The sequence below is a fragment of the Streptomyces malaysiensis subsp. malaysiensis genome (genome assembly GCF_040653035.1).
GTDB lineage: Bacteria > Actinomycetota > Actinomycetes > Streptomycetales > Streptomycetaceae > Streptomyces > Streptomyces malaysiensis.
Genome location: NZ_JBEZNG010000009.1, coordinates 267,944 through 291,710, shown reverse-complemented (window position 1 = coordinate 291,710; position 23,767 = coordinate 267,944). Strand labels below are relative to the sequence as shown.

At 72.2% G+C, this 23,767-nt stretch carries 21 protein-coding genes; 11 read left to right on the top strand and 10 right to left on the bottom strand.

The window, feature by feature from the left end; all coding sequences use genetic code 11:
• Positions 1-89 precede the first annotated feature (89 nt).
• Genes AB0E24_RS21025 through AB0E24_RS21015 form a run of 3 tightly spaced genes read left to right on the top strand, consistent with a single transcriptional unit; the run spans position 90 to position 2,526 of the window.
• Positions 90-1,256 (top strand): lipid-transfer protein, encoded by a 1,167-nt coding sequence (locus tag AB0E24_RS21025; RefSeq protein ID WP_359378849.1) that lies wholly within the window; start codon positions 90-92, stop codon positions 1,254-1,256.
• An 8-nt stretch (positions 1,257-1,264) separates the two neighbouring features.
• Positions 1,265-1,762, top strand: a complete 498-nt coding sequence (locus AB0E24_RS21020; protein WP_359378846.1) for a Zn-ribbon domain-containing OB-fold protein — start codon at positions 1,265-1,267, stop codon at positions 1,760-1,762.
• Positions 1,759-2,526: an enoyl-CoA hydratase/isomerase family protein gene (locus AB0E24_RS21015; protein ID WP_069865046.1), complete on the top strand. Its 768-nt coding sequence runs from the start codon at positions 1,759-1,761 to the stop codon at positions 2,524-2,526. Before AB0E24_RS21020 ends, AB0E24_RS21015 begins: the two co-directional genes overlap by 4 nt.
• 45 nt (positions 2,527-2,571) lie before the next feature.
• Here AB0E24_RS21015 and AB0E24_RS21010 read toward each other — a convergent pair whose 3' ends face one another.
• The 4 genes from AB0E24_RS21010 to AB0E24_RS20995 all read right to left on the bottom strand — a co-directional run bounded on the left by AB0E24_RS21010 (position 2,572) and on the right by AB0E24_RS20995 (position 7,858).
• Positions 2,572-3,111, bottom strand: a complete 540-nt coding sequence (locus AB0E24_RS21010) for a hypothetical protein (RefSeq protein WP_231981335.1) — start codon at positions 3,109-3,111, stop codon at positions 2,572-2,574.
• Positions 3,112-3,246: 135 nt separating this feature from the next.
• Positions 3,247-3,801: a hypothetical protein gene (locus tag AB0E24_RS21005; RefSeq protein ID WP_079258623.1), complete on the bottom strand. Its 555-nt coding sequence runs from the start codon at positions 3,799-3,801 to the stop codon at positions 3,247-3,249.
• 375 nt (positions 3,802-4,176) lie between these two features.
• Positions 4,177-6,834 carry a protein serine/threonine kinase AfsK gene (gene afsK / locus AB0E24_RS21000; protein ID WP_351380220.1) on the bottom strand — a complete coding sequence of 886 codons (2,658 nt, stop codon included), beginning with the start codon at positions 6,832-6,834 and terminating at the stop codon, positions 4,177-4,179.
• A 229-nt stretch (positions 6,835-7,063) separates the two neighbouring features.
• Positions 7,064-7,858, bottom strand: coding sequence for a VOC family protein (locus AB0E24_RS20995; RefSeq protein WP_079258621.1), 795 nt, complete (start codon positions 7,856-7,858; stop codon positions 7,064-7,066).
• Between the two features lie 535 nt (positions 7,859-8,393).
• On the opposite strand from AB0E24_RS20995, the gene AB0E24_RS20990 reads away from it, so the two are divergent.
• A complete protein-coding gene (locus tag AB0E24_RS20990) occupies positions 8,394-9,041 on the top strand; it encodes a TetR family transcriptional regulator (protein ID WP_351380217.1) in 648 nt (215 codons plus the stop codon).
• A 370-nt stretch (positions 9,042-9,411) separates the two neighbouring features.
• On the opposite strand, the gene AB0E24_RS20985 is transcribed toward AB0E24_RS20990, so the two are convergent.
• Both AB0E24_RS20985 and AB0E24_RS20980 read right to left on the bottom strand, forming a co-directional pair.
• Positions 9,412-9,894, bottom strand: a complete 483-nt coding sequence (locus tag AB0E24_RS20985) for a nitroreductase family deazaflavin-dependent oxidoreductase (protein ID WP_069865058.1) — start codon at positions 9,892-9,894, stop codon at positions 9,412-9,414.
• A complete protein-coding gene (locus tag AB0E24_RS20980; RefSeq protein WP_359378839.1) occupies positions 9,894-11,357 on the bottom strand; it encodes an acyl-CoA dehydrogenase family protein in 1,464 nt (487 codons plus the stop codon). The genes AB0E24_RS20985 and AB0E24_RS20980 overlap by 1 nt, the downstream gene beginning before the upstream one ends.
• Before the next feature lie 253 nt (positions 11,358-11,610).
• Here AB0E24_RS20980 and AB0E24_RS20975 point away from each other — a divergent pair, with 253 nt between their 5' ends.
• Positions 11,611-12,789, top strand: coding sequence for a thiolase C-terminal domain-containing protein (locus AB0E24_RS20975; protein ID WP_359378836.1), 1,179 nt, complete (start codon positions 11,611-11,613; stop codon positions 12,787-12,789).
• 202 nt (positions 12,790-12,991) lie between these two features.
• Positions 12,992-13,684: a pyridoxine/pyridoxamine 5'-phosphate oxidase gene (locus tag AB0E24_RS20970; RefSeq protein WP_359378834.1), complete on the top strand. Its 693-nt coding sequence runs from the start codon at positions 12,992-12,994 to the stop codon at positions 13,682-13,684.
• Positions 13,685-13,810: 126 nt separating this feature from the next.
• On the opposite strand, the gene AB0E24_RS20965 is transcribed toward AB0E24_RS20970, so the two are convergent.
• Both AB0E24_RS20965 and AB0E24_RS20960 read right to left on the bottom strand, forming a co-directional pair.
• Entirely contained in the window at positions 13,811-14,290 is a 480-nt protein-coding gene (locus tag AB0E24_RS20965; RefSeq protein ID WP_232640014.1) for a Zn-ribbon domain-containing OB-fold protein, read from the bottom strand.
• Positions 14,287-14,739, bottom strand: coding sequence for a DoxX family protein (locus AB0E24_RS20960; RefSeq protein ID WP_079258616.1), 453 nt, complete (start codon positions 14,737-14,739; stop codon positions 14,287-14,289). Before AB0E24_RS20960 ends, AB0E24_RS20965 begins: the two co-directional genes overlap by 4 nt.
• Before the next feature lie 185 nt (positions 14,740-14,924).
• On the opposite strand from AB0E24_RS20960, the gene AB0E24_RS20955 reads away from it, so the two are divergent.
• The 4 genes from AB0E24_RS20955 (at position 14,925) to AB0E24_RS20940 (ending at position 20,116) form a co-directional block, all read left to right on the top strand.
• A complete protein-coding gene (locus tag AB0E24_RS20955) occupies positions 14,925-16,079 on the top strand; it encodes a flavin-containing monooxygenase (RefSeq protein WP_093704767.1) in 1,155 nt (384 codons plus the stop codon).
• Positions 16,080-16,295: 216 nt separating this feature from the next.
• The gene (locus AB0E24_RS20950) at positions 16,296-18,545 is read left to right on the top strand and encodes an acetate--CoA ligase family protein (RefSeq protein WP_359378830.1); all 2,250 of its coding nucleotides are present in this window, start codon (positions 16,296-16,298) and stop codon (positions 18,543-18,545) included.
• A gap of 16 nt (positions 18,546-18,561) precedes the next feature.
• Positions 18,562-19,377, top strand: coding sequence for an enoyl-CoA hydratase/isomerase family protein (locus tag AB0E24_RS20945; protein WP_359378827.1), 816 nt, complete (start codon positions 18,562-18,564; stop codon positions 19,375-19,377).
• 103 nt (positions 19,378-19,480) lie between these two features.
• Positions 19,481-20,116, top strand: coding sequence for a flavin reductase family protein (locus AB0E24_RS20940; protein ID WP_232564659.1), 636 nt, complete (start codon positions 19,481-19,483; stop codon positions 20,114-20,116).
• A gap of 95 nt (positions 20,117-20,211) precedes the next feature.
• Here AB0E24_RS20940 and AB0E24_RS20935 read toward each other — a convergent pair whose 3' ends face one another.
• Positions 20,212-21,546, bottom strand: a complete 1,335-nt coding sequence (locus tag AB0E24_RS20935; RefSeq protein ID WP_435865304.1) for an MFS transporter — start codon at positions 21,544-21,546, stop codon at positions 20,212-20,214.
• Between the two features lie 112 nt (positions 21,547-21,658).
• Between AB0E24_RS20935 and AB0E24_RS20930 the strand changes: the two genes are divergently transcribed.
• Complete coding sequence (locus tag AB0E24_RS20930; protein WP_359378821.1) at positions 21,659-22,696, top strand: GlxA family transcriptional regulator; 1,038 nt, start codon at positions 21,659-21,661, stop codon at positions 22,694-22,696.
• A 21-nt stretch (positions 22,697-22,717) separates the two neighbouring features.
• Here AB0E24_RS20930 and AB0E24_RS20925 read toward each other — a convergent pair whose 3' ends face one another.
• Positions 22,718-23,767: a Zn-dependent alcohol dehydrogenase gene (locus AB0E24_RS20925; protein ID WP_359378820.1), complete on the bottom strand. Its 1,050-nt coding sequence runs from the start codon at positions 23,765-23,767 to the stop codon at positions 22,718-22,720.

The window sequence follows — 23,767 nt, the reverse complement described above, 5'->3', positions numbered from 1 at the left end:
GACGGACGACCCCAGTAGCTGACTGTCCGTCAGATTAGCGGTAGCCTTCCCCGCTGTCAGCACCGGTGAACGCGACGATGGAGGCGGCCATGGGGGCGGCAAGTGCGACGGCGACCTTGAAGGACGCGACGGCGATAGCCGGTATCGGGCAGACGCCCTTCGCCAAACGCCTCCCCGAGTCCGAGAAGGCCCTGGCCTGCCGGGCGATCCTCGCCGCGCTCGACGACGCGGGCATCGCCCCGTCCGAGGTGGACGCCTTCGCCTCGTACACCATGGAGGAGACCGACGAGGTCGAGATCGCCAAGGCCATCGGCGCCGGGGATGTGACCTTCTTCGGCAAGGTCGGCTACGGGGGCGGCGGCTCCTGTGCGACCGTCGCACATCTGGCCGCCGCGATCGCCACCGGACAGGCGAGCGTCGGGGTGGCCTGGCGGTCGCGCAAACGCGGCAGCGGGCGGCGCCCCTGGACCAACACCCGGGTGCAGCTGCCCACCCCGGCCCAGTGGACCCGGCCGTACGGGCTGCTGCGCCCGGCCGATGAGATCGGGCTGCTGGCCCGGCGCTATATGCATGAGTTCGGCGCGACCCGCGATCACTTCTTCAATGTGGCGCTGGCCTGCCGCAACCGGGCCAATCAGAACCCCGCCGCGATGATGTACGACCGACCGCTGACCCGCGAGATGTATATGACCGCGCGCTGGATCAGCGAACCGCTCTGCCTCTTCGACAACTGCCTGGAGACCGATGGCGCGCTGGCCTGTGTGCTGGTGTCGGCCGAGCGGGCGCGCGACTGCCGGCGACGACCCGTGTACGTCCACTCCGCCGCCCAGGGGCTGCCCGCCCAGCACCACGGGATGGTCAACTACTGGAACGACGATCCGCTCACCGGCCCCTCCTGGACCGCCGCCCGACGGCTGTGGAAAACCGCCGACTTCGGACCGCAGGATGTGGATGTCGCGCAGATCTACGACGCGTTCACCCCGCTGATCCCGCTCTCCCTGGAGGGCTACGGCTTCTGCGCCCGCGGCGAGGGCGCCGCCTTCACCGAGGGGGGCGCCCTGGAGATCGGCGGACGGCTGCCGCTCAACACCGGCGGAGGCGGGCTGAGCGAGGCGTACGTCCATGGCTTCAACCTCATCACCGAGGGGGTCAGACAGCTGCGCGGCACCGGCACCGCCCAGGTCCCCGGCGCCACGACCTGCCTGGTCACGGCGGGTGAGGGGGTTCCCACATCGGCCCTGCTGCTGAGGAGTTGACCGACGCCATGACAGAGACGGACACGACGAGGGACACGACGACGACCACAGGCGGCGGGGACGAGCGGGCCGACGGGCTGCTTGCCCCCGTACCCGACGACGACGGGGCACCGTTCTTCGCCTACGCGGCACGCGGCCAACTGCGCGTCCAGTGCTGTGCCGGCTGCGGTGAAACCCGCTTTCCGCCCCGGCCCTGCTGCCCCCACTGCCAGTCCTTCGAGAGCCTGTGGAAAAAGTTCAGCGGCCGTGGCCGGATCTGGTCGTACGTTCTGCCCCATCCACCGCTGTTGCCCGCCTACGCGGCGCAGGCGCCGTACAACGTCGTCCTCGTGGAGCTCGTGGACGCCCCGCGCATCCGGCTGGTGGGCAATCTGGTCGCCTCCGCGGACGCCGCGCTGAACTCGGTCCCGCCCGAGCGGATCCGCATCGGCGCGCCCGTGAAGGCCGCCTTCCATGAGACGGACGGCGGGCTCACGGTGGTGCGCTGGCTGCTGGAGCGGCCATGACCGTCCGTACGGAGGTGGAGCAGAGCGGGGTCGCGGTCGTCACCCTCGACCGGCCGGAGCGGCACAACGCCATCGACCTGGAGACGGCCGCGGAACTGACCGCCGTATGGCGGCGCTTCCGCCAGGACGACACGGTCCGGGCCGTCGTCCTCACCGGCGCGGGCGGCCGGGCCTTCAGCACCGGTATCGACCGCTCGGTGGAGGTAGCGCAGCCGCCGTCACCCTACGCGATGGACGATCCGCTGCGCACCGTGGGGCCCAAGGCGAACGACCTGTGGAAGCCGGTGGTCGCGGCGGTGGCCGGGATGGCGTGCGGCGGGGCGTTCTATCTGCTGGGCGAGGCCGAGTTCATCGTCGCCGACGAGACCGCGACCTTCTTCGATCCGCACACCAGCTATGGGATGGTCAGCGCCTACGAGGCCATCCATATGGCGCGGCGGATGCCCATGGGCGAGGTCGCGCGGATGGCGCTGATGGGGACGGCGGAGCGGCTCTCGGCCCAACGGGCGTATGAGACGGGCCTGGTCAGCGAGGTGGCCCCGGCCGGTGAAGCCCTTACGGCGGCCATGCGCGCGGCGTCGGTCATCGCGTCGTATCCGACGGAGGCGGTGCAGGGGACCGTAAGAGCGCTGTGGGCGGCGAAGGAGGCGGCGCTGGCCCAGGCGCTCGCACAGGCCCCGCAGTTGATCGCGCTGGGCAATCTGCCGCCGGGGCGCCAGGCCGCGCTCTTCGCGGCCCGTACGCCCGGCTTCCGTACGCGGTGAGGGCTGCTCAGCAACCGATGACCGCCGGGGGCAGCCGGTCCCCGGTCAGCTCGGGTACTTGAGCGCCGAGGTGACCTTGCAGGTGAAGGACGTCTGCTGGCTGAGGTAGCGGTAGGAGGTGGCGTTCACCGTCTGGCTGCTGCCGGAGGACACCGTGATGGACTGGTAGTCGGAGCCCAGCAGACCGCTGCCGTCCTGGTTGTCCCACTGGATGGTGATCGAGTAGCGCATGGACTGCGTCTCGGGGTTCCTGACGTTGAGGGTGTACTCGAACGAGTGGGTCGACTCGTCGTAGTCGCAGCCGCTGGCGGTGATGTCGTTCGTGCCGTCCGAGTTGTAGGTGGGCGGCGCCGAGTAGGTGTACGACGGCGTCGGGGCGTCGTAGGACGGCAGATCGGAAGGTGCGCCGCTGGGCAGGTCGGTGGGCAGACCGCTGGGGAGGTCGGTGGGGCCGGACGCCGGGTTCTCGCCGCCGCTCCCGCCCGAGACGAACCCCCCGAGGCCACCGTCGTGGCTTCCGCCCTTCTTCTTTCCGCAGCCGGTCAGCGCGATGAGCCCGACCAGGGCGACGGCGCATATGCGCATGGAGCGGCGTTGCATGGTATTACCCCCGTTGAAAATGCACTTTCAAGCCAAACATGGCCTGTTGACAAGTGCACGCCACCCTAGCAACGGGCTTTCGTACCCCAAAGTCACATGGAAGCGCGCCTGTCCTGGCTCTCAGAGGACGGAGACGACCTCACAGCGCACCACGGTTCCCGCGAGCGAGGGATCGTCGAGCGGCACCCGTACGGTCCTCGACCGCCCCGCGGGGACCCGCACATCGGCGCGGCCGGAGGTGAGGGTCGAGCCCTGCCGGTCCTTGAAGCTCATGTCGACGAGGTAGCTCTCGGCCGTGCCGGAGCGGTTGCGCACCTTCACCGTCGCCGCCGGACGGCCGCTCTTGTCCTTGCCCGCGCAGGTGACGACGGTCGCCTCGGGCTCGGATGACGACGCGGAGCCGCCCGAGGAGCCGCTGGACGCGCTGTCGCCGTAGTCGTCATCGTCGTAGTCGCGGTAGCGGGAACCGCCGGAGCCCGAACCGGTGGTGGAGCTCTCGTCGTCGGAGTCCGAGTAGCCGCCGGAGCCGGAACCGGAACCCGACCCCGAGTGGTGCGAGGAGGAGCTGGAACAGCCGCCTCCGCCACCCCCATGGCCATGCCCGCGGCCCTTGAACCCGGTCAGCGCCACCAGCACCGCGATGAGCACGGCCGCCAGCCGTAGACCACGCCGCATCCCAGACCCCCGTCCCCCGAAGACCGCGCAGAGTTACCCATCGACCTCCCGGCTCCCAGGAGGTCGATGAACGCCCGCAACCGTAGCAGGAATTGTCAGGGACACGGCCCCGACCGGCCGGGACACGGGCTGGGGCTCGGACCCACGATCAGCCGGGACTCGGCCTACGACAGACCGAGGCACGGCCTACAACAGGCCGGGACTCGGAGCGGCCTACGACAGACCGAGGCACGGCCCACGAGCGGCCGGGCGCGGCCCAGGGCAGGCCGGGACGCGGAGGGGCCTACGACAGGCCGGGGCGCAGCCCACGGCAGGTCGGGGCACGGCCTACGCCGAGTCGTCCCCAGCGCGTCGCCGCGCCGCCCTGAAGCCCGGTCAGGCCCGGCCGCCCGACGGCCGGGACTGGCCCGTGCCCTTGACCGCGTCCAGCGCGTACACACAGCGGTCCTTGCTGCACGCGTACACCACGCCCGCGGCGGCCACCGGGGATCCGGTGATCTCACCGCCGGTCGCCAGCTTCCAGCGCAGCTGTCCGCCCGCCGCGTCCACCGTGTAGAGGCAGTGGTCGGCCGAGCCGAAGTGGACCCGCCCGTCGGCGACCACCGGCGAGCCGATGACCTCGCCGCCCGCCGCGAACCGCCACTTGGGCGTGCCGGTGACCGCGTCGAGCGTGTAGAGCGCGCCGCCGCTGCCCAGATGGACCGAGCCATCGGCCACCAGCACCGGCTCGATCGACTGCCGGGCCTCGGTCGCGATACGCCAGCGGTCGCGGCCGTTCGCCGCGTCCAGCGCGTACACCGTGCCCAGATAGTCGGCGATGTAGATACCGCCGCCGGTCACCGCGGGCCCCGGCGCGTACGCGGGGGCGCACAGGAAGACGGCGGGCGCCTCGAAACGCCACCGCACATCCCCTCGCGCGGCATCGAGCGCCAGCACCCGCGTCCCCGCCGAGACATAGACCGCCCCGTCGGGCGCCGCCAGCAGCCGCAGCGGCACCCCGCCGCACGACGCCGCGTCGCCCACCGGATACGACCAGCGCTCCGCGCCGGTGCGCGCCTCGAGGGCGCGCAGCCGCGCGTCCGCCCACACATACACCGTGCCGTCGTGGACGACCGGGCCGGATTCGGGCGTCTCGAAGTCGGTCTGGAGGCCCTGCATCTCCCACAGCAGCTCGCCGTTGGCCGCCTCCCACGCCTGGACGCCACCGCCGCGGGTCCCGGTGACGACCGTGCCGCGGTCGACCTTGAGGGAGTAGACCCAGCCGTCGGTCGACAGCCGCCAGCGCTCGGCGCCGTCCTCCGCGTCCAGCGCGTACAGCGTGGGGCCGTCGGAGGCGTGGATCCGGCCGTCCGCGACGGCCATCGCCCACGCCACGTCGCGCGTCTTGAACTGGCGCCTGCCGGTGGCCACATCCAGCGCGTGCACCTCGAACGAGGTCACGTACAGCAGATCCCCGGCGACCGCCGGGGTGCCCCAGACATCGTTGGACATGCGGAACCGCCACGGGCGCCAGCGGCCGTGCCCGGCCGCCCCGGCCGGCGGCTCGGGCGGCGCGGCGGACGGGGAGTGGGTCGGCGGCGGGACGGCGGCCATGCCGTCGCCCCCGTTCAGCCCTCCGCTCGTCACCCCGTCCGGCGGGCGCACCCAGCCGGTGGCCGGCCCGGTGCCGTGCTGCGGCGGTACGTCCCGCGCGTCGGCGGCCCGGAGCCCCGGGCCGATCGGCACCTGCGAACCGGGCAGCCGCACCGCCCCGTCGGTCCCGGCGGGTGCCGGAGCGGGCGCGGCGGCGGACGGGGCGGCGTGCCGCCCGGGCCCGATGGAACCCAGCGCGCTCGGCGGGCTCGCGGCCTCCGGCGCGCGCAGGCCCCCGCGCGGATCGCCCACGCCCACGGGCTCCCAGCCGCCCGGGGCGGCGGGCCCGGAAGCGGCGGCGCTGTGCCGCCCGCCATGGCCCTCAGCGGCGGCTCCCGCGGCCGGGGCGTACGAGGGCGGCGGTGTGGACGGGCGCTCGGGCGGCAGCGGCCCGGAGGGGCGGCTGCCCGCGCCCGCGGCGTTCCCCGCGTTTCCCGCGTCCGCGGCGCTCCCGGCCGGACGGCCGCCCCCGGCCGCGGGCCGGGAGGAGCCGCGCACCTGGTTGCGGCCGCTGCGCTTGCGCTCGATGAGCGCGACGGCGCCGGGCGGCAGCCAGGCCGAGGCCGTACCGCTGTCGTCGGCGTTGGAGGCGAACAGATGCGGGGCCAGCTGGGACTGGAGATCGGCCGGGGAGGGCCGCCGCTCGGGCTCCATCTGCATGAGCGACTCGATGAGCGGCCGCAGCTCGTCGGGCAGCCCGGCCAGGTCGGGGCCCTCGCGCAGCAGCATGAACACGGTCTCCACCGGGTTGGCGCCGTGGAAGGGCGCATGCCCGGTGGCCGCGAAGGTCAGGGTCGAGCCGAGCGAGAAGATATCGCTCGCGCCCGTCACACTGCGCGAGTCGCGCGCCTGTTCGGGCGACATATAAGCGGGGGTGCCGACCGCGACGTTGGTCATCGTCAGCCGGGTGTTCGAGACACCGGAGGCGATACCGAAGTCGATCACGCGCGGGCCGTCCTCGACCACCAGCACATTGGACGGCTTCAGATCCCGGTGGACCAGCCCCGCGCCATGGATGGACTGAAGCGCCTCGGCGACCCCGGCCGCCAGCCAGCGCACCGCCTGGGCCGGCATCGGCCCGCACTCGTTGACGATCTCCTCGAGGGAGGGAGCCGGCACATAGGCCGTGGCCAGCCATGGCACCGCGGCGCGCGGATCGGCGTCCACGACGGCGGCCGTATAGAAGCCGCTGACCGCGCGGGCCGCCTCCACCTCACGGGTGAAACGGACACGGAACAGCTGGTCCTCGGCGAGCTCGGTCCGGACCGTCTTGATCGCGACCCGTCGGCCCGATGCCGAGCGGGCCAGATAGACCAGCCCCATGCCGCCCGCGCCGAGACGTCCGAGCACCTCGAAAGGGCCGATGCGCCTCGGATCGTGCTGCGTCAGCTGCTCCACCACTTGCCTGCCACCTCCCCGTGGGGGCTTGAAAAAATACAGCCCCGTGCAGCGTCTCACCGACAAACCAACCGGCGGCACGCATCCTGCATTCTCTCTGGCGAAGGCGGCGGTTGCGAACCCGGGGGCGAATCGTCGTGTCATCGGGCGATACGGAGCCGGGGCCCGCGCGGTTCGACCGAGGATCATCCGAGTGCCCTCAGACCCGTATACCCCAGTCTCCACCCAGGGTTCAGCCCACCGTCGAGTTATCGATGACAGCGAAGGCCGCGCCCTGATTGTCCACAAGGACCGCGAAACGCCCGTACGGCGTATCTTCGGCGGTCTTGAGAACCCGCCCGCCCAGCCTGTGGACCGTGCGCAGCGTCTGATCGCAATCCGCCACCACAAAGTACGTCAGGAAGTGGGCGGGCAGAACGGCCGGGTACTCCTCACCCATCACCACGCGTCCGCCGATCGCGTGACGGGGATCCGGGGGCTCTCCGCGCGGTGTCCACAGGACCACCTCGGCCGGCGCGCCCTCGGCCGAGGGCTCCATGGGTCCCATCCCGTACCCGAAGACCGCCCGGTAGAAGGCGTCCACGGCGCGCGGCTGACGGGTGTGGACCTCGGTCCAGCCGTATGAGCCGGGGGCGCCGCGGCGCGCGAAGCCGGTGTGGCTGCCCGCCTGCCAGATCCCGAAGACGGCGCCGCCCGGGTCGGCGGCCGTCGCCATGACGCAGAACTCGTCGATCCACACGGGTGGCGTGATCACCCGGCCACCGGCCTCCCGGATCCGGACGGCGGTCGCGGCGGCGTCCCGGGCGGCGAAGTAGATGTTCCAGACGGTGGGCATCCGGCCGTCCGGTTTGGGAACCAGCCCCGCGACGTCCTTACCGCCGAGGAGGGCCCGGGTGTACGAGCCGTAGTCCGTGACGATCTGCTCGAAGGTCCAGCCGAACAGCTCGCCGTAGAAGCGCCGGCCCGCCGCGAGGTCGGACAGCAGCACATCCGCCCAACAGGGCACGCCTTCCGCGAATGCCGCCATGGCCCGGGTCCTCTCGCGTCCCTCGCCTCGGTCCTCGGTTCTCGGTTACTGGTCCTCGGTTTCTGATCCTCGGCTGTCGGCTCCCGCTGTCGGTTCCCGCTGTCGGTTCTTGGTGCTTGGCCCTCGGCTCCTGGTCCTTCGTTCGCGATCCTCCGGCCCGCGGCCCCGCGGGTTTGCTCACAGCCCGTTTGGAGACGCTTGGCACGTATTTGAGGTCACTTGGTTCATTCACCTCACTTGCCACGCTAACGGGGTATCGCCCGGTCTGCCCGTCCCAGAACTCGAAATATTTGGCCAATCCTTTCCGCGCCGAGGCGGATCCGACCCCGTCATCCACCGTTGTTATCCACAGGCTGTTGATAACACGATTCACACGTGTGGGTGAGCGGTGATTGAGGGCTTGACGACTGTGGACAGGGATCGGAATCAGCCATTCCAGCCTGCTCGGCGAGGCTCGCAAACCCTCCCATCCCGCCCTAACCCCATTTGCACGCAGCCGAATCGCGCTCCGATCACCCCTCGGTAAGCTGACGGCATGACAGGACAAGTACGCACAGTCGACGGGCGGGTGGCCGGTCGTCGCGGGCAGGCGACGCGGCAGAAGCTGCTCGACTGCCTCGGCGAGATGCTCAGCACATCCCCGTATCGAGACGTCAAGGTCATCGATGTCGCACGTAAGGCAGGGACCTCGCCTGCGACGTTCTACCAGTACTTCCCCGATGTGGAGGGCGCCGTCCTCGAGCTCGCCGAGGAGATGGCGAAGGAGGGCGCGACCCTGACCGATCTGGTCGCCGACCGCTCATGGGCCGGCAAGTCCGGCGCGGCCGCGGCGGAGGACCTGGTCGAGGGGTTCCTCTCCTTCTGGCGCAAACATGACGCCATCCTGAGGGTGGTCGACCTGGGCGCCGCCGAGGGTGACAAGCGGTTCTACAAGATCCGCATGAAAATCCTCAATTCCGTCACCAACTCCCTGACGGAGGCCGTCAAGGAGCAGCAGGCCAAGGGCCGGATCGACGAGGACCTCAACCCGGGCGCCATCGCGGGCTCGCTGGTCGCCATGCTGGCCGCGGTCGCGGCGCACCAGAAGGGCTTCCAGAGCTGGGGCGTCAAGCAGGCCGACCTCAAGCCGAGCCTGACCTGGCTGGTCCACCTCGGCATCACCGGGCGCAAACCCCCGAAGTAACGAATCCGCACCCTTCCCCGGCCCTCTCCTGCCCCTTCCCCGGCCGCTCCACGCCGGCCCCCGGCCGGGCCCGCACGTCCTGTCACGCCGCGGCGGATCACTCCCCAGTGATCCGCCGCGGCCGTTTGCGCCCACCGGCCACGGTTGGCCGCGGGCACGCCTGGGGGCTGGGGAGTCGGGTGCCGGATGCCGGAGCCAGGAGCCGGGTGCTGGGGGCTGGGGAGGTGAGGGGCCGATGGTCCGGCGAGGCCCTGGGCGCGTACCTCCGGGGCCTGCCGCTGGGCACCGCACCCGGGTCAGCGGCCATCGCGGACCGGCTCAGCCCCTCCCCGTCCGATGGACCGGTTCCTCCCCCGTCCGATGGACCGGTTCAGTCCTCCCCGACGCGCTGGAGGCGGAAGAGGCGGATCTCGCGCTCCACCCGCGACTGGTAGGCCGCGTACGGCGGCCAGAAGGCGAGCACGGCCGCCCAGGCCGCCTCGCGCTCGGCGCCCTCCAGCAGCCGCGCCCGGACGGCGATGTCCCGGCCCCGCCAGCTGATCTCCGCGTCCGGGTGCTTCAGGAGGTTCGCGGTCCAGGCCGGATGGCCCGGACGGCCGAAGTTGCTCCCGATCAGGATCCAGGTGCCGCCGTCCTCCGGCATGCAGGCCAGCGGCGTACGGCGGGGAAGCCCCGACCTCGCGCCGCGCACGGTAAGGATCACACCCGGCAGCATCCGCGCGCTCGGCAGCACCTTGCCCCGGGTCAGCCGGTGGACGGTGCGGTCGAAGGCGGGGATGACATGGGGCGCGACCTTGGCGAAGGCGCGGGTCGAGGACACCTTCCGGACCAGCCTCACGCCGTAACCGGCCATCAGACCGCCACCGCCTTCCTCGGCCCGTCAGGCCCGTCCCGCCCATCAGGCCCATCAGGCCCATCAGGCCCATCAGGCCCATCAGGCCGACCCTGCCCGGCGTGCGCCCCTTGTACCCCTTGGGCATCGCGCCCACCGTTGGCATCGCGCCCGCGGTGGACATCGTTCCCGCCGCGCCCGTCATGGCCGCCGTAAGGAGCGCGATCGGCCGCGCCGAAGAGTCCCTCCCGTTCCGCGGCCCGTGCCCGCAGCCGGTGGACGGGGCCGAAGAGCAGCTCGTCGGAGGCGGCCCGCTTGAAGTAGAGATGCGCCTCATGCTCCCAGGTGAAGCCGATACCGCCATGCAGCTGTACCGCCTCGGCCGCCGCCGTGCGCTGCGCCTCCAGCGCCTGGGCGAGCGCGAGCCCGCCCGCGACCGCGGCCTCCGTGTTCTCCGCACCGCCGCCCTGGGCCGCCGCCCAGGCCGCGTAGTACGCCGCCGAACGGGCCGCCTGAACCGCGACGTACACATCCGCCAGCCGGTGCTTGACCGCCTGGAACGAGCCGATCGGACGGCCGAACTGCTCGCGCGCCCGCACATAGTCGACCGTCCGCGCGAGGGCCGCGTCCGCCGCCCCCACGGCCTCGGCGGCGAGCACGGCCGCGGCCGCCGTCCCCACGGCCGCCAGCGCTTCCGCCGCCTCGTCCCCGCTCCCGCTCCCGCCGCCGTCCACGCCCAGCAGCTCGGCCGGGACGTCCCGCAACTCGACGCGGGCCTGCGGCCGCGTCGCGTCGAGCGCGGTCAGCCGGGTGCGGACCAGCCCGTCCGCCTCGGCCGGAACCAGGAACAGCAGTGTCCGCCCGCGCGCATAGCCCCCGGCGCGGGCGGCGACCAGCAGCAGTTCGGCGCTGTGCCCGCCCAGCACCTGCTCCACCTGCCCGTACAACCGCCACCCCGTGCCCTCGTCCCTGTCCGGGCGCGCCTGGACACCTCCGGCGCGCCCCCCACCGGCCCACGAACCGGCCTGCGCGCCGTCCCACACGTCGTCCCGCGCGCCGTCCCGTGCTCCTACGAGCCCGAGCGCCTCGGGCAGCGCGCGCCCCGGCACCGCGAGCGCCGCCGTAAGGGCGCCCTCCGCGATACGCGGCAGCAACTCGGCGCGCTGCTCCTCCGTCCCGAGCGCGGCGACCAGGGGCGCGGCGAACACGGCGGTGGCCAGGAGCGGCGAGGGGAGCAGCACGCGCCCGGTCTCCTCACAGGCCAGCGCCAGCTCGGTGACCCCGCAGCCGACGCCCCCGTACGCCGCCGGGAGGGCGAGGCCGGGCAGCCCGAGCGTCCGGGCGAGCTGCCGCCACAGGGCCTCGTCGTAGCCGGGCGCGGCATGGACCGCCGCCTTGACCTCGTCCGGCCCGCAGCGCTCCCGCAGCAGTGTGCGCAGCGTACGGCGGATCTCGTCCTGTTCCTCGGTGAACGCGGCATCCATCGGCGAGCACCTCCGTTTCTGACGGACCGTCATACTAGGGATGGCCTCCGGACTTTCCCACCCCCGCGCCCCATCCACGGCCAAACTCCCGGCACCCCGCCACGTTCCTCCCCGTTCGCTCCGCCGGAGCACGGACCGGCGGGACCCTGCCCTCCGGGTCCTGCCGGAGGAGCGACCCCCTGCCTACGCGCCCCGCGCCCGCTCGGCCATACGCCCCCTTCCACTCCCTCAGATCTGATGTACCGTCAGATTCATGCCGTCCGCAGCGCAGCGCACCCGTAAGGTCGCCGTCGTCGGCGTCTCCCTCTCCGACTGCGGCCGCGTCGACACGGCCACCCCCTACGCCCTCCACGCCCAGGCCGCCCGCCGGGCCCTCGCCGACTCCGGTCTCGACCGGTCGGTCGTCGACGGCTTCGCCTCGGCGGGGCTCGGCACCCTCGCACCGGTCGAGGTGGCCGAGTATCTGGGGCTGCGGCCGACCTGGCTCGACTCGACGGCCGTGGGCGGCTCCACCTGGGAGGTCATGGCGGCGCACGCGGCGGACGCGATCGCCGCCGGGCACGCCCGCGCCGTCCTGCTCGTCTATGGCTCGACCGCACGCGCCGACATCCGCGCGGGCCGCCGCACCTCGAACCTCTCCTTCGGGGCGCGCGGACCGCTTCAGTTCGAGGTGCCGTACGGTCATACGCTGGTCGCCAAGTACGCGATGGCCGCGCGCCGCCATATGCATGAGTACGGCACCACACTTGAGCAGCTGGCGGACATCGCCGTTCAGGCGCGTATCAATGCCGGGCACAATCCGGATGCGATGTTTCGCGAGCCGATCACGATCGATGACGTCCTGAGCGGCCCGATGATCGCCGACCCCTTCACCAAGCTGCACTGCTGCATCCGCTCGGACGGCGGCTGCGCGGTGCTGCTCGCGGCCGAGGAGTACGTACCGGACACGGCGAAGCCCCCGGTGTGGGTGCTGGGTTCGGGCACGGCCGTCTCGCACACCACCATGTCCGAATGGGAGGACTTCACGGTCTCCCCGGCCTCGGCCTCGGGGCGGGCGGCCTTCGCACGGGCGGGCGTCCGGCCGTCGGACATCGATGTGGCCGAGCTCTATGACGCCTTCACCTATATGACCCTGGTGACCCTCGAGGACCTCGGCTTCTGCGCCAAGGGCGAGGGCGGGGCGTTCGTGGCGAAGGGGCGGCTGACACGGGACGGTGAGCTGCCGACCAACACCGACGGCGGCGGTCTCTCCGCCTGCCACCCGGGGATGCGCGGACTGTTCCTGCTGGTCGAGGCGGTACGGCAGCTGCGCGGCGAGGCCGGGGAGCGACAGGTGCGCAAGGCGGGCGGACGGCTGCCGGAGCTGGCCGTGGCGTCGGGGACGGGTGGCTGGTTCTGCTCGGCGGGCACGGTCGTCCTGGGCCGCGGCTGACGGGGCCACGCGGCTGACGGGGCCCATGCGGGCGCCGGGACAGACTCGGCAGCCGGGAACGGCCCGGCCCGCCCCAGCCGTGCGTACTCGCCTGCCCCCGCCGTGCGTACTCGACCGCCCCCGCCTTACGTACTCGCCCGCACCGCCCCTCCATACACCTCCGCTTGCCCCGGCCCCTCGTGGGTGATCGGATGGGGAGCCGATGAGCGACGACCAGGATGAGGCCGAGGCATTCCGCGCACTGTTGCGCGGCCTGCGCGTACCGCATGCGGGCGATCTGCCCGTCTTCGACCCGGACACGGCCCCGGACGCACCGCTACCGCTCTTCCGGCGATGGCTGCGGGAGGCCGCCGAGTCGGGGGAACCCGGCCCGCACACCATGACCCTGGCCACCGCGGGCGCCGATGGCCGCCCGTCCCAGCGCACGGTGATGCTGCACGACGCCGATGAGCGCGGCTGGCACTTCGGTACGCATCGCACCAGCCGTAAGGGCCGGGAGCTGACCGAGAACCCGTACGCCTCGCTCGCGTTCCACTGGATGCGGCCGGGCCGTCAGGTGCGCGTCAGCGGGCGGGTTCGCGAGGCCGGGCCGGAAGCCAGCGCCGCCGATCTGCGCGGCCGGTCCCCCGCGGCGCTCGCGGCGGCGCTGGCCGGGAGCGGACGGCAGAGCGAGACGCTCGGCTCGTACGACGAGCTGCTACGGGCCTTCGAGGCGGCGTACGAGCGGGCCGGACGCGAACCGGACGCGACCGCACCCACCTGGACCCTGTACGTCCTGGAGGCGGACGAGGTCGAGTTCTACCAGGAGGAGGCGCGGCGGCGGCATGTACGCGTCCGCTACCTCCGTGCCCCCGAGGAGCCCGGCGGCTGGCGGCGCGAGCTGCTGTGGCCATGACGGCGGTACATGGCCGTATGACGCCTGCCATAAGACGACGACCGTAAGGCGGTGCGACGGAAGGCGACGCGACCGTAAGGCGTGCACCGTTGAAGGACGCGACCGTAAGGCGCCCACGCCGCAAGCCTAAGCAGGCAGCGGCCGGAAGACGGGAAGGGCCGGAGCCTCCCCCTCGGCGGGCCCGGCGGCATCGGCGGCCTCCGCCGCCCGGAACGCCACCCGGAGCCGCATCCCGACCCGCGGGCCGCTCGCCGGGACCTCGATGAGCTCGGTCATCATCCGCGGCCCCTCGGCGAGGTCGACCACGGCCGCGGTGTACGGGACGCGGGCGCCGAACGGCGGCAGGTCATTGCGGTGCACCACGGACCATGTGTAGAGCGTCGCGGCGCCGCTCGCCTCCTCCCAGACGACGTCCTCGCCCCAGCAGTACGGGCAGAATTCGCGCGGATAGTGGTGGGCCCGGCCGCAGTCGGCGCAGCGCCGGATCAGCAGCCGGCCCTCGGCGGCGGCGTCCCAATAGGGGCGGGTGAAGGCGTCGATCTCGGGCAGGTCGAAGCGCGGGGCGCCCGTGGGGCGCGTAGGGGGCGTGGAGGGCGTGGGGCTCACAGGAACAGCCCCCAAGCCTCGTCCAGCGACCAGGTCTGCCAGCTCATGCCGAAGAGCCCGACCACGGAGATCAGCACCATCATCGAGTTCTGCCCCTGCTCCGCCCAGTCATGGATCATGAGGAGGAAATAGAGCAGATTGAGCACGATCGCGCCGATCAGGGCGATGGGGGTCAGAAAGCCGAGCGTCAGGCCGAGGCCGAGGGCGAGTTCGGCGTAGACGACGACATACGCCATGGCCTTGGGACGGGGGGTGACCACCGCGTCGAAGCCGCCACGGACGAACGCCCAGCGGTGCTTGGCGGCCACACCCACCGCCCAGCCGATACCGGTGCCGCGTTCGAACCAGTCCTTCTTGTTCTTGTGCCGCCAGCTTTCGAGCCACCACAGGCCGAGTCCGATGCGCAGTACGGCGAGCCATTCGGCCCCGCTGAGCCCGATCGTCCGCATCGTCCCCCACCTCTCCCAGCCCGGCGAATCTGACGGTACGTCAGTTTCACGGGCCGAGCGCGGTACGCGCAAGGGGTAGGGCGCGGGCCCGCCGGACCCGCCGTGACCTGTCCGCAACGCATTCGGAATCACTTTGACCGGATCTTTGACGGAAACCCGTCAAATCCCCGACTACGCTCACCCGCATGGCCGACAGCTCCCCCGAGAAGTCCTCACCCGTCTATGTGATCGGCGGTGGACCGGGCGGACTCGCCACCGCCGCCGCGCTCGGCCAACACGGGATCCGCGCCGTCGTCCTGGAGAAGTCCGACTCGGTCGCCGCGTCCTGGCGGAACCACTACGAGCGGCTGCATCTGCACACCACGCGCAGGCTGTCCGCGCTCCCCGGGTTACCGATCCCCCGCTCCTATGGACGGTGGGTCGGGCGCGACAACGTGGTGCGCTATCTGGAGCGCTACGCCGAGCACCACCGGCTGGAGGTCGTCACGGGGGTCGAGGTCTCCCGTATCGAACGGTCGCCCGACGACACGGCATGGGTGCTGCGCGCCACGGGCGGCCGTGCGCCGTCCTCGCCCGTGGTCGTCGTCGCGACGGGCTTCAACCACACCCCGCGACTGCCGGACTGGCCGGGGCGCACCGGCTACACCGGTGAGCTGCTGCACGCCGCCCACTACCGCAACCCCCGCCCCTACGAGGGCCGGGACGTACTGGTGGTCGGCGTCGGCAACACGGGCGCGGAGATCGCGGTCGACCTGATCGAGGGCGGTGCGGCCCGGGTGCGGCTGGCGATCCGTACCGTGCCGCATATCCTGCGCCGCTCGACGGCCGGCTGGCCCGCCCAGGCGACCGGCATCATGGTGCGCAGGCTGCCGCGGCGCGCGGTGGACCGGGCGGCGCGGGTGATGTGCCGGGTGAGCATGCCGGATCTGACCGAGCACGGTCTGCCCCGGCCCGACACCGGGCTCTACACCCGCGTACGGCAGGGCGCGATCCCGGTCCAGGACGTGGGGCTGGTCGACGCGGTGCGGACAGGTCGGGTGGAGGTGGTCTCGGCGGTCGACTCCTTCGATCTGGACAAGGTGGTCCTGGCCGACGGCTCGCGGATCGGCCCCGACGTGGTGATCGCCGCTACCGGCTACCGGCGCGGCCTCGAGGAACTGGTCGGCCATCTGGACGTGCTCGACGAACGCGGCCGTCCGCTCACCCACGGCCGGCGGACCCTGAAGTCCGCACCGGGACTGCACTTCACGGGCTATACGAACCCGATCAGCGGAATGCTGCGCGAGCTGGCCATCGACGCCCGGAAGATCGCCAAGACCATCGCCCGCACGACGGCATGACCCGGCGCCAGGACGGCATGACCCTCGGCGAGCGGCCGGGCGCGATTCCGCCACTCCCGCCGTCACCCTGCGTGTTCCCCCCGCACCGAGCATTCCTGACAGGCCGTCAGTTCAGTAACCTGACTACTGGGTAATGTGACTTGGCGTCAGTTCTGCCGCCGAACCACCCGTTCACGTACCCGGCTATTGGCCAACGAGCAGGAGTGGCGGATACCGATGCTTGGATCGACCTACGGCACCCTGACCACCAACTCCCGTCATGCCCGCGCCGTCGCCTGCGGGCAGGCCCCCGGCCCGGCCGTGCACATCCAGAGCGGGCAGGCGGCGGGCGGGACCGCCGACGACGCGGAGGACATGGACGTCAGCGGGCGCCCGCTGCACTCCGCCGTCCCCGATCTGGACCGCTTCTTCCATCCCGAATCGGTGGCCCTCATCGGCGCCTCCGACGCGGACGGCCGCCCCAACACCGGTATCACCCGCCAGCTCCTGGCCTGGGCCGAACGCGTCGGCGCCCGGCTGCACCCCGTGCATCCCTCCCGTCCCACCGTCTTCGGCATCCCATGCGTACCCTCCGTGGCCGCGCTGCCCGAACCCGTCGACCTCGCCGTCCTCCTCATCCGCGACCCGCTCCCGGTCATCGAGGAACTCGACGGGAGCAAGGTGAAGTTCGCCGTCGTCTTCGCCTCCGGCTTCGCCGAGACCGGCCCCGAGGGCGCCGCCGCCCAGGCCCGGCTGGCCGCCGCGGCCCGCGGCGCCGGGCTGCGGCTGCTCGGCCCCAACACCAACCTCAACGCCTTCGAGGAGTTCCGCGACGATCTCGACGGGCCCGCCATCGCCCTCATCACCCAGTCAGGCCACCAGGGCCGCCCGGTCTTCACCCTCCAGGAACTCGGCATCCGGCTCAGCCACTGGGCCCCCACCGGCAACGAGGCCGACCTGGAGACCGCCGACTTCATCTCCTACTTCGCCACCCGGCCCGAGGTCGGCGCCATCGCCCTGTACGCGGAGGGGCTGAAGGACGGCCGCGGCTTCCTCCTCGCCGCCGACCGGGCCGCCCGCGCCAAGGTGCCCGTCGTCGCTGTGAAGGTCGGCCGCACCGAGACCGGCGCCCGCACCGCCGCCTCCCACACCGGCAAGCTGACCGGCTCGGACGCGGTGGTGGACGCGGCCATGCGGCAGTTCGGCGTGATCCGCGTGGACGGCCTGGACGAGCTTCAGGACACGGCGGCGCTGCTCGCCCGCGCCCGCCCGCCGCTCGCCGAGGGCGTCGTGGTGTATTCGATCTCCGGGGGTACCGGGGCCCACTTCTCCGACCTCGCCACGGCAGCGGGACTTCCCCTGCCCACCCTCTCCCCCGAGAAGCAGACCGAGCTCCACCAGTGGATACCGGGCGATCTCAGCGTGGCCAATCCGGTCGACAACGGCGGCCATCCGGTCGGCGACTGGCGCGGCCGCAAGATCATCGACGCCATCCTGGCCGATCCCGCCGTGGGCGTGCTGATCTGCCCGATCACCGGCCCCTTCCCGCCCATGAGCGACAAGCTGGCGCAGGATCTGGTGGACGCGGCGGAGCAGACGGACAAGCTGGTGTGCGTGGTGTGGGGCTCGCCGGTCGGCACCGAGGACGCCTACCGCACCACGCTGCTGGGCTCCTCCCGTGTGGCCACCTTCCGTACGTTCGCCAACTGCGTCACCGCCGTGCGCGCCTATCTGGGCCACCACCGCTTCACGGCCTCCTACCGCTCCCCCTTCGAGGACGCCCCGCGCACCCCGTCCCCCTCCCTGCGCAAGGTGCGCGACCTGCTGCGCCCAGGAGACCAACTGAGCGAGCACGCGGCGAAACAACTGCTGCGGGCGTACGGCATCAGGGTGCCCCGCGAGCAGTTGGTGACCAGCGCGGCCGCGGCCGTCCGCGCCGCCGGTCTGGTGGGCTACCCCGTCGTCATGAAGGCGTCCGCGCCGCAGCTCGCCCACAAGACCGAGCTGGGGCTGGTCCGGCTGGGCCTGACCTCGGCCAGCCAGGTCCGCGACACCTATCGGGAGCTCACCGACATCGCCCGCTACGAAGGCGTCGAGCTGGACGGGGTACTGGTCTGCCAGATGGTCGAGCGCGGGGTGGAGATGGTCGTCGGCATGAGCCAGGACGCCCTCTTCGGCCCGACCGTGACCGTGGGAATAGGGGGTGTGCTCGTCGAGGTGTTGCGGGACGCCGCCGTACGCGTCCCCCCGTTCGGCGAGGACCAGGCGCGCGCGATGCTCGCCGAGCTGCGCGGCCGTGCCCTCCTCGACGGTGTGCGCGGGGCTCCCCCGGCCGATGTGGACGCGCTCGTGGAGGTCATCTTGCGCGTCCAGCGCATGGCCCTGGAGCTCGGGGACCACCTCGCCGAACTCGACGTCAATCCGCTGATGGTGCTGGAACGCGGCCAAGGCGCCGTGGCGCTGGACGCGCTGGCGATCTGCCGCTGACCCATGGAGCGTTCCCATGACCTCTTCCCCCGTTGAAGAACCACGTGACTCCGTTCTACGGCACACCACTGACAACGGCGTCTCGTGGATCACGCTCAACCGTCCCGCGGCGATGAACGCCATCACCCCCGACCAGCGAGAACACCTGATTTCACTGCTGGACCACGCCTCCGCGGACCCGGCCGTCCGGGCCGTCGTGCTGACCGCCACCGGCAAGGGCTTCTGCGCGGGAGCGGATCTGCGTTCCGCACCGGCCGGGGCGGAACGCGTCGCGGGCGATGTCGCCCGGCTGATCCGGAGCGGGGCGCAGCGGCTCATCAGCGCCGTCCTCGACTGCGAGAAGCCGGTGATCGCCGCCGTCAACGGCACCGCGGCCGGGCTCGGCGCCCATCTCGCCCTCGCCTGCGATCTGGTGCTGGCCGCCGAATCCGCCGTCTTCATCGAGGTGTTCATCCGCCGCGGTCTGGTCCCCGACGGGGCCGGTGCGTATCTCCTCCCCCGGCTGACCGGGCCGCAGCGCGCGAAGGAGCTGATGTTCTTCGGCGATGCGCTGCCCGCCTCCGAGGCCGAGCGGCTGGGCCTGGTCAACCGGGTCGTCCCGGACGACGACCTGGCCAAGACCGCCCGCGCCTGGGCCGAGCGCCTCGCCGCCGGCCCCACCCGCGCCCTCGCCCTCACCAAGGCGCTGGTGAACGCCTCCCTGGAGGCAGGCCGCCCGGACGCGTTCGCCGCCGAGGCGGCGGCACAGGAGATCAACATGACCACGGCCGACGCGCAGGAGGGCGTCCGCGCCTTCGTCGAGCGCCGGCCCCCGGTGTACCGGGGCCGTTGAGGACCGGATCCACTCCGTCAGGGAAGCCAAGCCGGAAAGCCGAGAGCAGAGCAGGAAGAGAAAACCGAGAAAACCGAGAAAGCCGAGAAAGGGGGACGGGGCCATGATGGGACACGCCGGGATGGCCGCCACCGCCGTCCGTTACCTCCGGGCGGTCGGCTCGCCGACCACCTCCGTACGACCGGTCGACCCACTGCCCCCGCCCGAGCTGCGCTGTGTGCGCGACGATGAACGGCCCCCGGTCGACCCCGCCGAATTCCGTCACGTGCTGGGCCACTTCGCAAGCGGCGTCACGGTGATCACCACCGTCGACGGGACCGGGCCGACCGGCTTCGCCTGCCAGTCCTTCGCCTCGCTGTCCCTGGACCCGCCGCTGATCGCCTTCATGGTCGCCCGTACCTCCACGACCTGGCCGCGCATCGCCCGCGCGGGCGTCTTCTGCGTCAATGTCCTGGGCGCGCACCAGGGCGAGCTGTGCCGTTCCTTCGCGGTCAGCGGCTCCCGGCGGCCCGACAAGTTCGCGGGCGTCCGCTACGAACCGGCCCCCGTCACCGGCTCACCGCGTCTCGCGGACGTCCCGGCGTGGATCGACTGCGCGATCCACACCGTGCACACCGGTGGCGACCATCTGGTCGTGGTGGGCCGCGTCCGGGCCCTGGACACGGACGAGTCGGCGGCGCGATCGGGGCCGCTGCTCTTCCACCGCGGCTCCTTCGGGGAGTTCACGGCGTCCCCGTAAGGCCACGCGGCCCATTTCGCGGGCGATCGACGGCGTGCCAGGGCTCTTCCGCATTCCGGGCTCTTCCGCACGTCAGGGCCCTTCCAGCGGAGCGCTCAGGCCGTCGCCGCCGTGGGCTGCGCGTCCGAGCCCCGCCGGATCACCAGCGACATCAGCGCGGCGATCGCGCACAGCGCCCCCGCGCCGTACCAGACCAGGTCGTACGAGCCGAAGGCGTCCCGCACCACGCCCCCCACGAAGGCCACGAGCCCGGCTCCCACCTGGTGGGCGGCCAGCACCCAGCCGAAGACGATCGCGCTGTCCTCCCCGTACTGCTCCCGGCACAGGGCCATCGTCGGCGGCACGGTGGCGACCCAGTCGAGGCCGTAGAAGACGATGAAGAAGATCATCGGCGGGTGGACCGTATCGGCCAGCAGGATCGGCAGGAACATCAGGGAGAGCCCGCGCAGCGCGTAGTACACGGCCAGCAGCCGTCGTGCGTCGAAGCGGTCGGTGAACCAGCCGGAGGCCACCGTTCCGAGGATGTCGAAGATGCCGATGACGGCGAGCAGGCTCGCGGCGGCCGTCACCGGCATGCCGTGGTCATGCGCGGCGGGCACGAAGTGGGTCTTGACCAGGCCGTTCGTCGAAGCACCGCAGATCGCGAAGGCGCCCGCGAGCAGCCAGAAGGAGCTGGTGCGCGAGGCCGAGGTGAGGGCCTTGAGGGCCCGCCGGGCGGCGCCGCGCCGGGGTGCGGGTCGCAGGGTGGGCGGCCCGTCGGCGCCGTACGGGGCGAGGCCCACATCCGAGGGGTAGTCGCGCAGCAGCAGCCAGACCAGGGGGACGATGGCCAGCGCGGCGACCGTGACGGTCATCGCGGCGGGCCGCCAGTCGTACCGTTCGACGATCCAGGAGAGCAGCGGCAGAAAGATCAGCTGTCCGGAGGCCCCGCCCGCGGTGAGGAGGCCGGTGACCAGGCCGCGCCGGGCGACGAACCACCGGTTGGTCACGGTCGCGGCGAAGGCGAGCGCCATGGAGCCGCTGCCGAGGCCGACCAGCACGCCCCAGCACAGGATGAGCTGCCAGGGCTCGGTCATGAAGACCGTAAGGCCGCCACCGGCCGCGATGACGGTGAGCGCGGCAGCGATGACCGTACGGATGCCGAAACGGTCCATCAGGGCGGCGGCGAAGGGCGCGGTGAGCCCGTAGAGGGCGAGGTTCACGGAGACCGCGAACCCGATCGTGCCGCGCCCCCAGCCGAACTCCTCGTGGAGCGGATCGATGAGCAGACCCGGCAGGGAGGCGAATCCGGCCGCGCCGATGATCGTCACAAAGGCGATGGCGGCGACCGTCCAGGCGCGGTGCGGTAGGCGTGGGAGGGTCCGCCGCGGCGGCCGGTCGGGCTGTTCGTCCTGTTCGGAGGGTCCGGAGAGCTCGGTCGTCTGCGTCACCGGACCAGCATTGAGCAGCGGGTCGGTACGGACGAGTGGCCCATGGGACATCATTCGCTAGGATCGGGCCATGCCCCTTTCGGGCCATGTTCGAACGACGGGAGGCCGAAAAGTGTCCCCATCCCCGCCCGAGGCATCCCCGCCCGAGGCCGCCGACGATCGCCATCGCGTCGTCGTCCTCGCCCTCCCCGGCGTGATCCCCTTCGAGCTGGGCATTCCGTACCGGATCTTCGGCAAGGCCCGCTCCGCCGACCGCCGTCGGCTGTACAAGGTGGTCACCTGCACCGTCGAGCCCGGTCTGGTGTCCACGGACGCCGATTTCCCGATCGCCGTGGAGCGCGGCCCGGAGGCCCTCGCCGAGGCCGACACCATCGTGGTGCCGGCCTCGTACGAACTCGGCCCGGTCCACGACGAGGGCCGGATGACCGAACCGCTCGGCGCCGCGCTCGCCCATGCCCGGCCGGGCGTGCGCTGGGTGTCCATCTGCACCGGGTCGTTCGTGCTCGCCGCCGCCGGTCTTCTCGACGGCCGCCCGGCCACCACCCATTGGTCCAGCGTCGACCATTTCCAGCGGCTCTTCCCGACGGTCGAGGTCGATCAGAATGTGCTATTCGTGGACGACGGCGATGTGCTCACCTCGGCCGGTGTCGCCTCGGGGATCGACCTGTGCCTGCATCTGGTGCGGCGCGACCACGGCACGGCCGTCGCCAATGACGTCGCCCGGCGCAGTCTGGTGCCGCCCCACCGCGACGGCGGGCAGGCCCAGTACATCCCGCGCCCGCTGCCCGAGCCGCAGCAGGCCACCACGACGACGGCGCGCGCCTGGGCGCTCGGCCGGCTGGACCGGCCCATCACGCTGCGGGAGCTGGCCGCCCAGGAGTCGATGAGCGTACGGACGTTCACCCGCCGCTTCCGCGAGGAGGTCGGCGTCAGCCCTGGTCAGTGGCTGACCCGGCAGCGGGTGGAGCGGGCCCGTCATCTCCTGGAGGACACCGATCTGTCGGTGGACCAGGTGACCCGCGAGGCGGGTTTCGGCTCTCCCGCATCCCTGCGCCAGCACTTCCAGGCGGCCGTTGGCGTCACCCCCACCACCTACCGGCGCACCTTCCGCGCGGGCTCCGAGGTCCTGGGCGGTGAACCCGTGCGGTGACCGGAGACGGACCGCGGCCCGTCAGAAGGTGAGCACGGCGCGCGCCACCCGGCCGTGGTGGGCGTCGTCGGCGGCCTTGGCAAAGTCCTCCAGCGGGTAGGTCCTGCTGACGAGTTCGTCCAAAAGCAGCAGCCCCCGCCGGTAGAGGTCGGCGTACAGGGCGATATCGGCCTGTGGCCGCGAGGAGCCGTAGCGGCAGCCCAGGATGGACTTGTCCAGATACATGGAGGAGACGCGGAAGGCCGCCTCGGCGTCGGCGGGCGGCACGCCGAGCAGCACCGCCTGGCCGTGCCGGTCCAGCAGATCGACGGCCTGACGGATGAGCCGGGTCGAGCCGACGCATTCGAAGGCGTGATCCGCGCCGGTCGGCAGGATCTCCCGTACGGCGTCGGCGGAGGGGAGGAAGTGGGTCGCGCCGAAGCGCCGGGCCATCGGTTCCTTGGCGGGGTTGGAGTCGACGGCGACGACGGGGGACGCCCCGGCGATCCGGGCCCCTTGCAGCACATTGAGCCCGATGCCGCCGCTGCCGATGACGACGACCGACTCACCGCGGTCCACCTTGGCGCGGTTGAGCACGGCGCCGACGCCGGTGAGGACGGCACAGCCGATGAGCGCGGCGGAGACCAGCGGAATCTCCTCGGGGAGCGGCACCACCTGGACGGCGGTGACGAGGGTCCGCTCGGCGAAGGCGGAGTTCGAGGCGAAGTTGTACAGCCGCTCGTCGCCACGGCGGAAGAGCCGGGCCGGCCGGCCGATCGCCGAGCGGCACATGGTGGGGCGGCCCCGGGCACAGTCGGCGCAGGTCCCGCAGTTGGCGAGGGTGGAGAGCGCCACATGATCACCGGGGGCGACATGGGTGACGCCCGGCCCGACCTCCTCGACCACACCCGCGCCCTCATGGCCGAGGACGACGGGGAGGGGGAAGGGGATGGTGCCGTCGACGACCGACAGATCGCTGTGGCACAGCCCGGCGGCGGCGATGCGTACCAGCACCTCGCCCGGGCCGGGGTCGCGCACTTCCAGGTCCTCGACCACACGCGGCGCCGTGCCGTCGAAGATGACGCCTCTCAT

Excerpts from the sequence above, each read along its gene's own strand:
- AB0E24_RS21025 (WP_359378849.1), top strand. The coding sequence starts at position 90 with ATGGGGGCGGCAAGTGCGACGGCGACCTTGAAGGACGCGACGGCGATA.
- AB0E24_RS21020 (WP_359378846.1), top strand. The coding sequence starts at position 1,265 with ATGACAGAGACGGACACGACGAGGGACACGACGACGACCACAGGCGGC.
- AB0E24_RS21015 (WP_069865046.1), top strand. The coding sequence starts at position 1,759 with ATGACCGTCCGTACGGAGGTGGAGCAGAGCGGGGTCGCGGTCGTCACC.
- AB0E24_RS21010 (WP_231981335.1), bottom strand. The coding sequence starts at position 3,111 with ATGCGCATATGCGCCGTCGCCCTGGTCGGGCTCATCGCGCTGACCGGC.
- AB0E24_RS21005 (WP_079258623.1), bottom strand. The coding sequence starts at position 3,801 with ATGCGGCGTGGTCTACGGCTGGCGGCCGTGCTCATCGCGGTGCTGGTG.
- AB0E24_RS20995 (WP_079258621.1), bottom strand. The coding sequence starts at position 7,858 with ATGGCGGCATTCGCGGAAGGCGTGCCCTGTTGGGCGGATGTGCTGCTG.
- AB0E24_RS20990 (WP_351380217.1), top strand. The coding sequence starts at position 8,394 with ATGACAGGACAAGTACGCACAGTCGACGGGCGGGTGGCCGGTCGTCGC.
- AB0E24_RS20985 (WP_069865058.1), bottom strand. The coding sequence starts at position 9,894 with ATGGCCGGTTACGGCGTGAGGCTGGTCCGGAAGGTGTCCTCGACCCGC.
- AB0E24_RS20980 (WP_359378839.1), bottom strand. The coding sequence starts at position 11,357 with ATGGATGCCGCGTTCACCGAGGAACAGGACGAGATCCGCCGTACGCTG.
- AB0E24_RS20975 (WP_359378836.1), top strand. The coding sequence starts at position 11,611 with ATGCCGTCCGCAGCGCAGCGCACCCGTAAGGTCGCCGTCGTCGGCGTC.
- AB0E24_RS20970 (WP_359378834.1), top strand. The coding sequence starts at position 12,992 with ATGAGCGACGACCAGGATGAGGCCGAGGCATTCCGCGCACTGTTGCGC.
- AB0E24_RS20960 (WP_079258616.1), bottom strand. The coding sequence starts at position 14,739 with ATGCGGACGATCGGGCTCAGCGGGGCCGAATGGCTCGCCGTACTGCGC.
- AB0E24_RS20955 (WP_093704767.1), top strand. The coding sequence starts at position 14,925 with ATGGCCGACAGCTCCCCCGAGAAGTCCTCACCCGTCTATGTGATCGGC.
- AB0E24_RS20950 (WP_359378830.1), top strand. The coding sequence starts at position 16,296 with ATGCTTGGATCGACCTACGGCACCCTGACCACCAACTCCCGTCATGCC.
- AB0E24_RS20945 (WP_359378827.1), top strand. The coding sequence starts at position 18,562 with ATGACCTCTTCCCCCGTTGAAGAACCACGTGACTCCGTTCTACGGCAC.
- AB0E24_RS20940 (WP_232564659.1), top strand. The coding sequence starts at position 19,481 with ATGATGGGACACGCCGGGATGGCCGCCACCGCCGTCCGTTACCTCCGG.
- AB0E24_RS20925 (WP_359378820.1), bottom strand. The coding sequence starts at position 23,767 with ATGAGAGGCGTCATCTTCGACGGCACGGCGCCGCGTGTGGTCGAGGAC.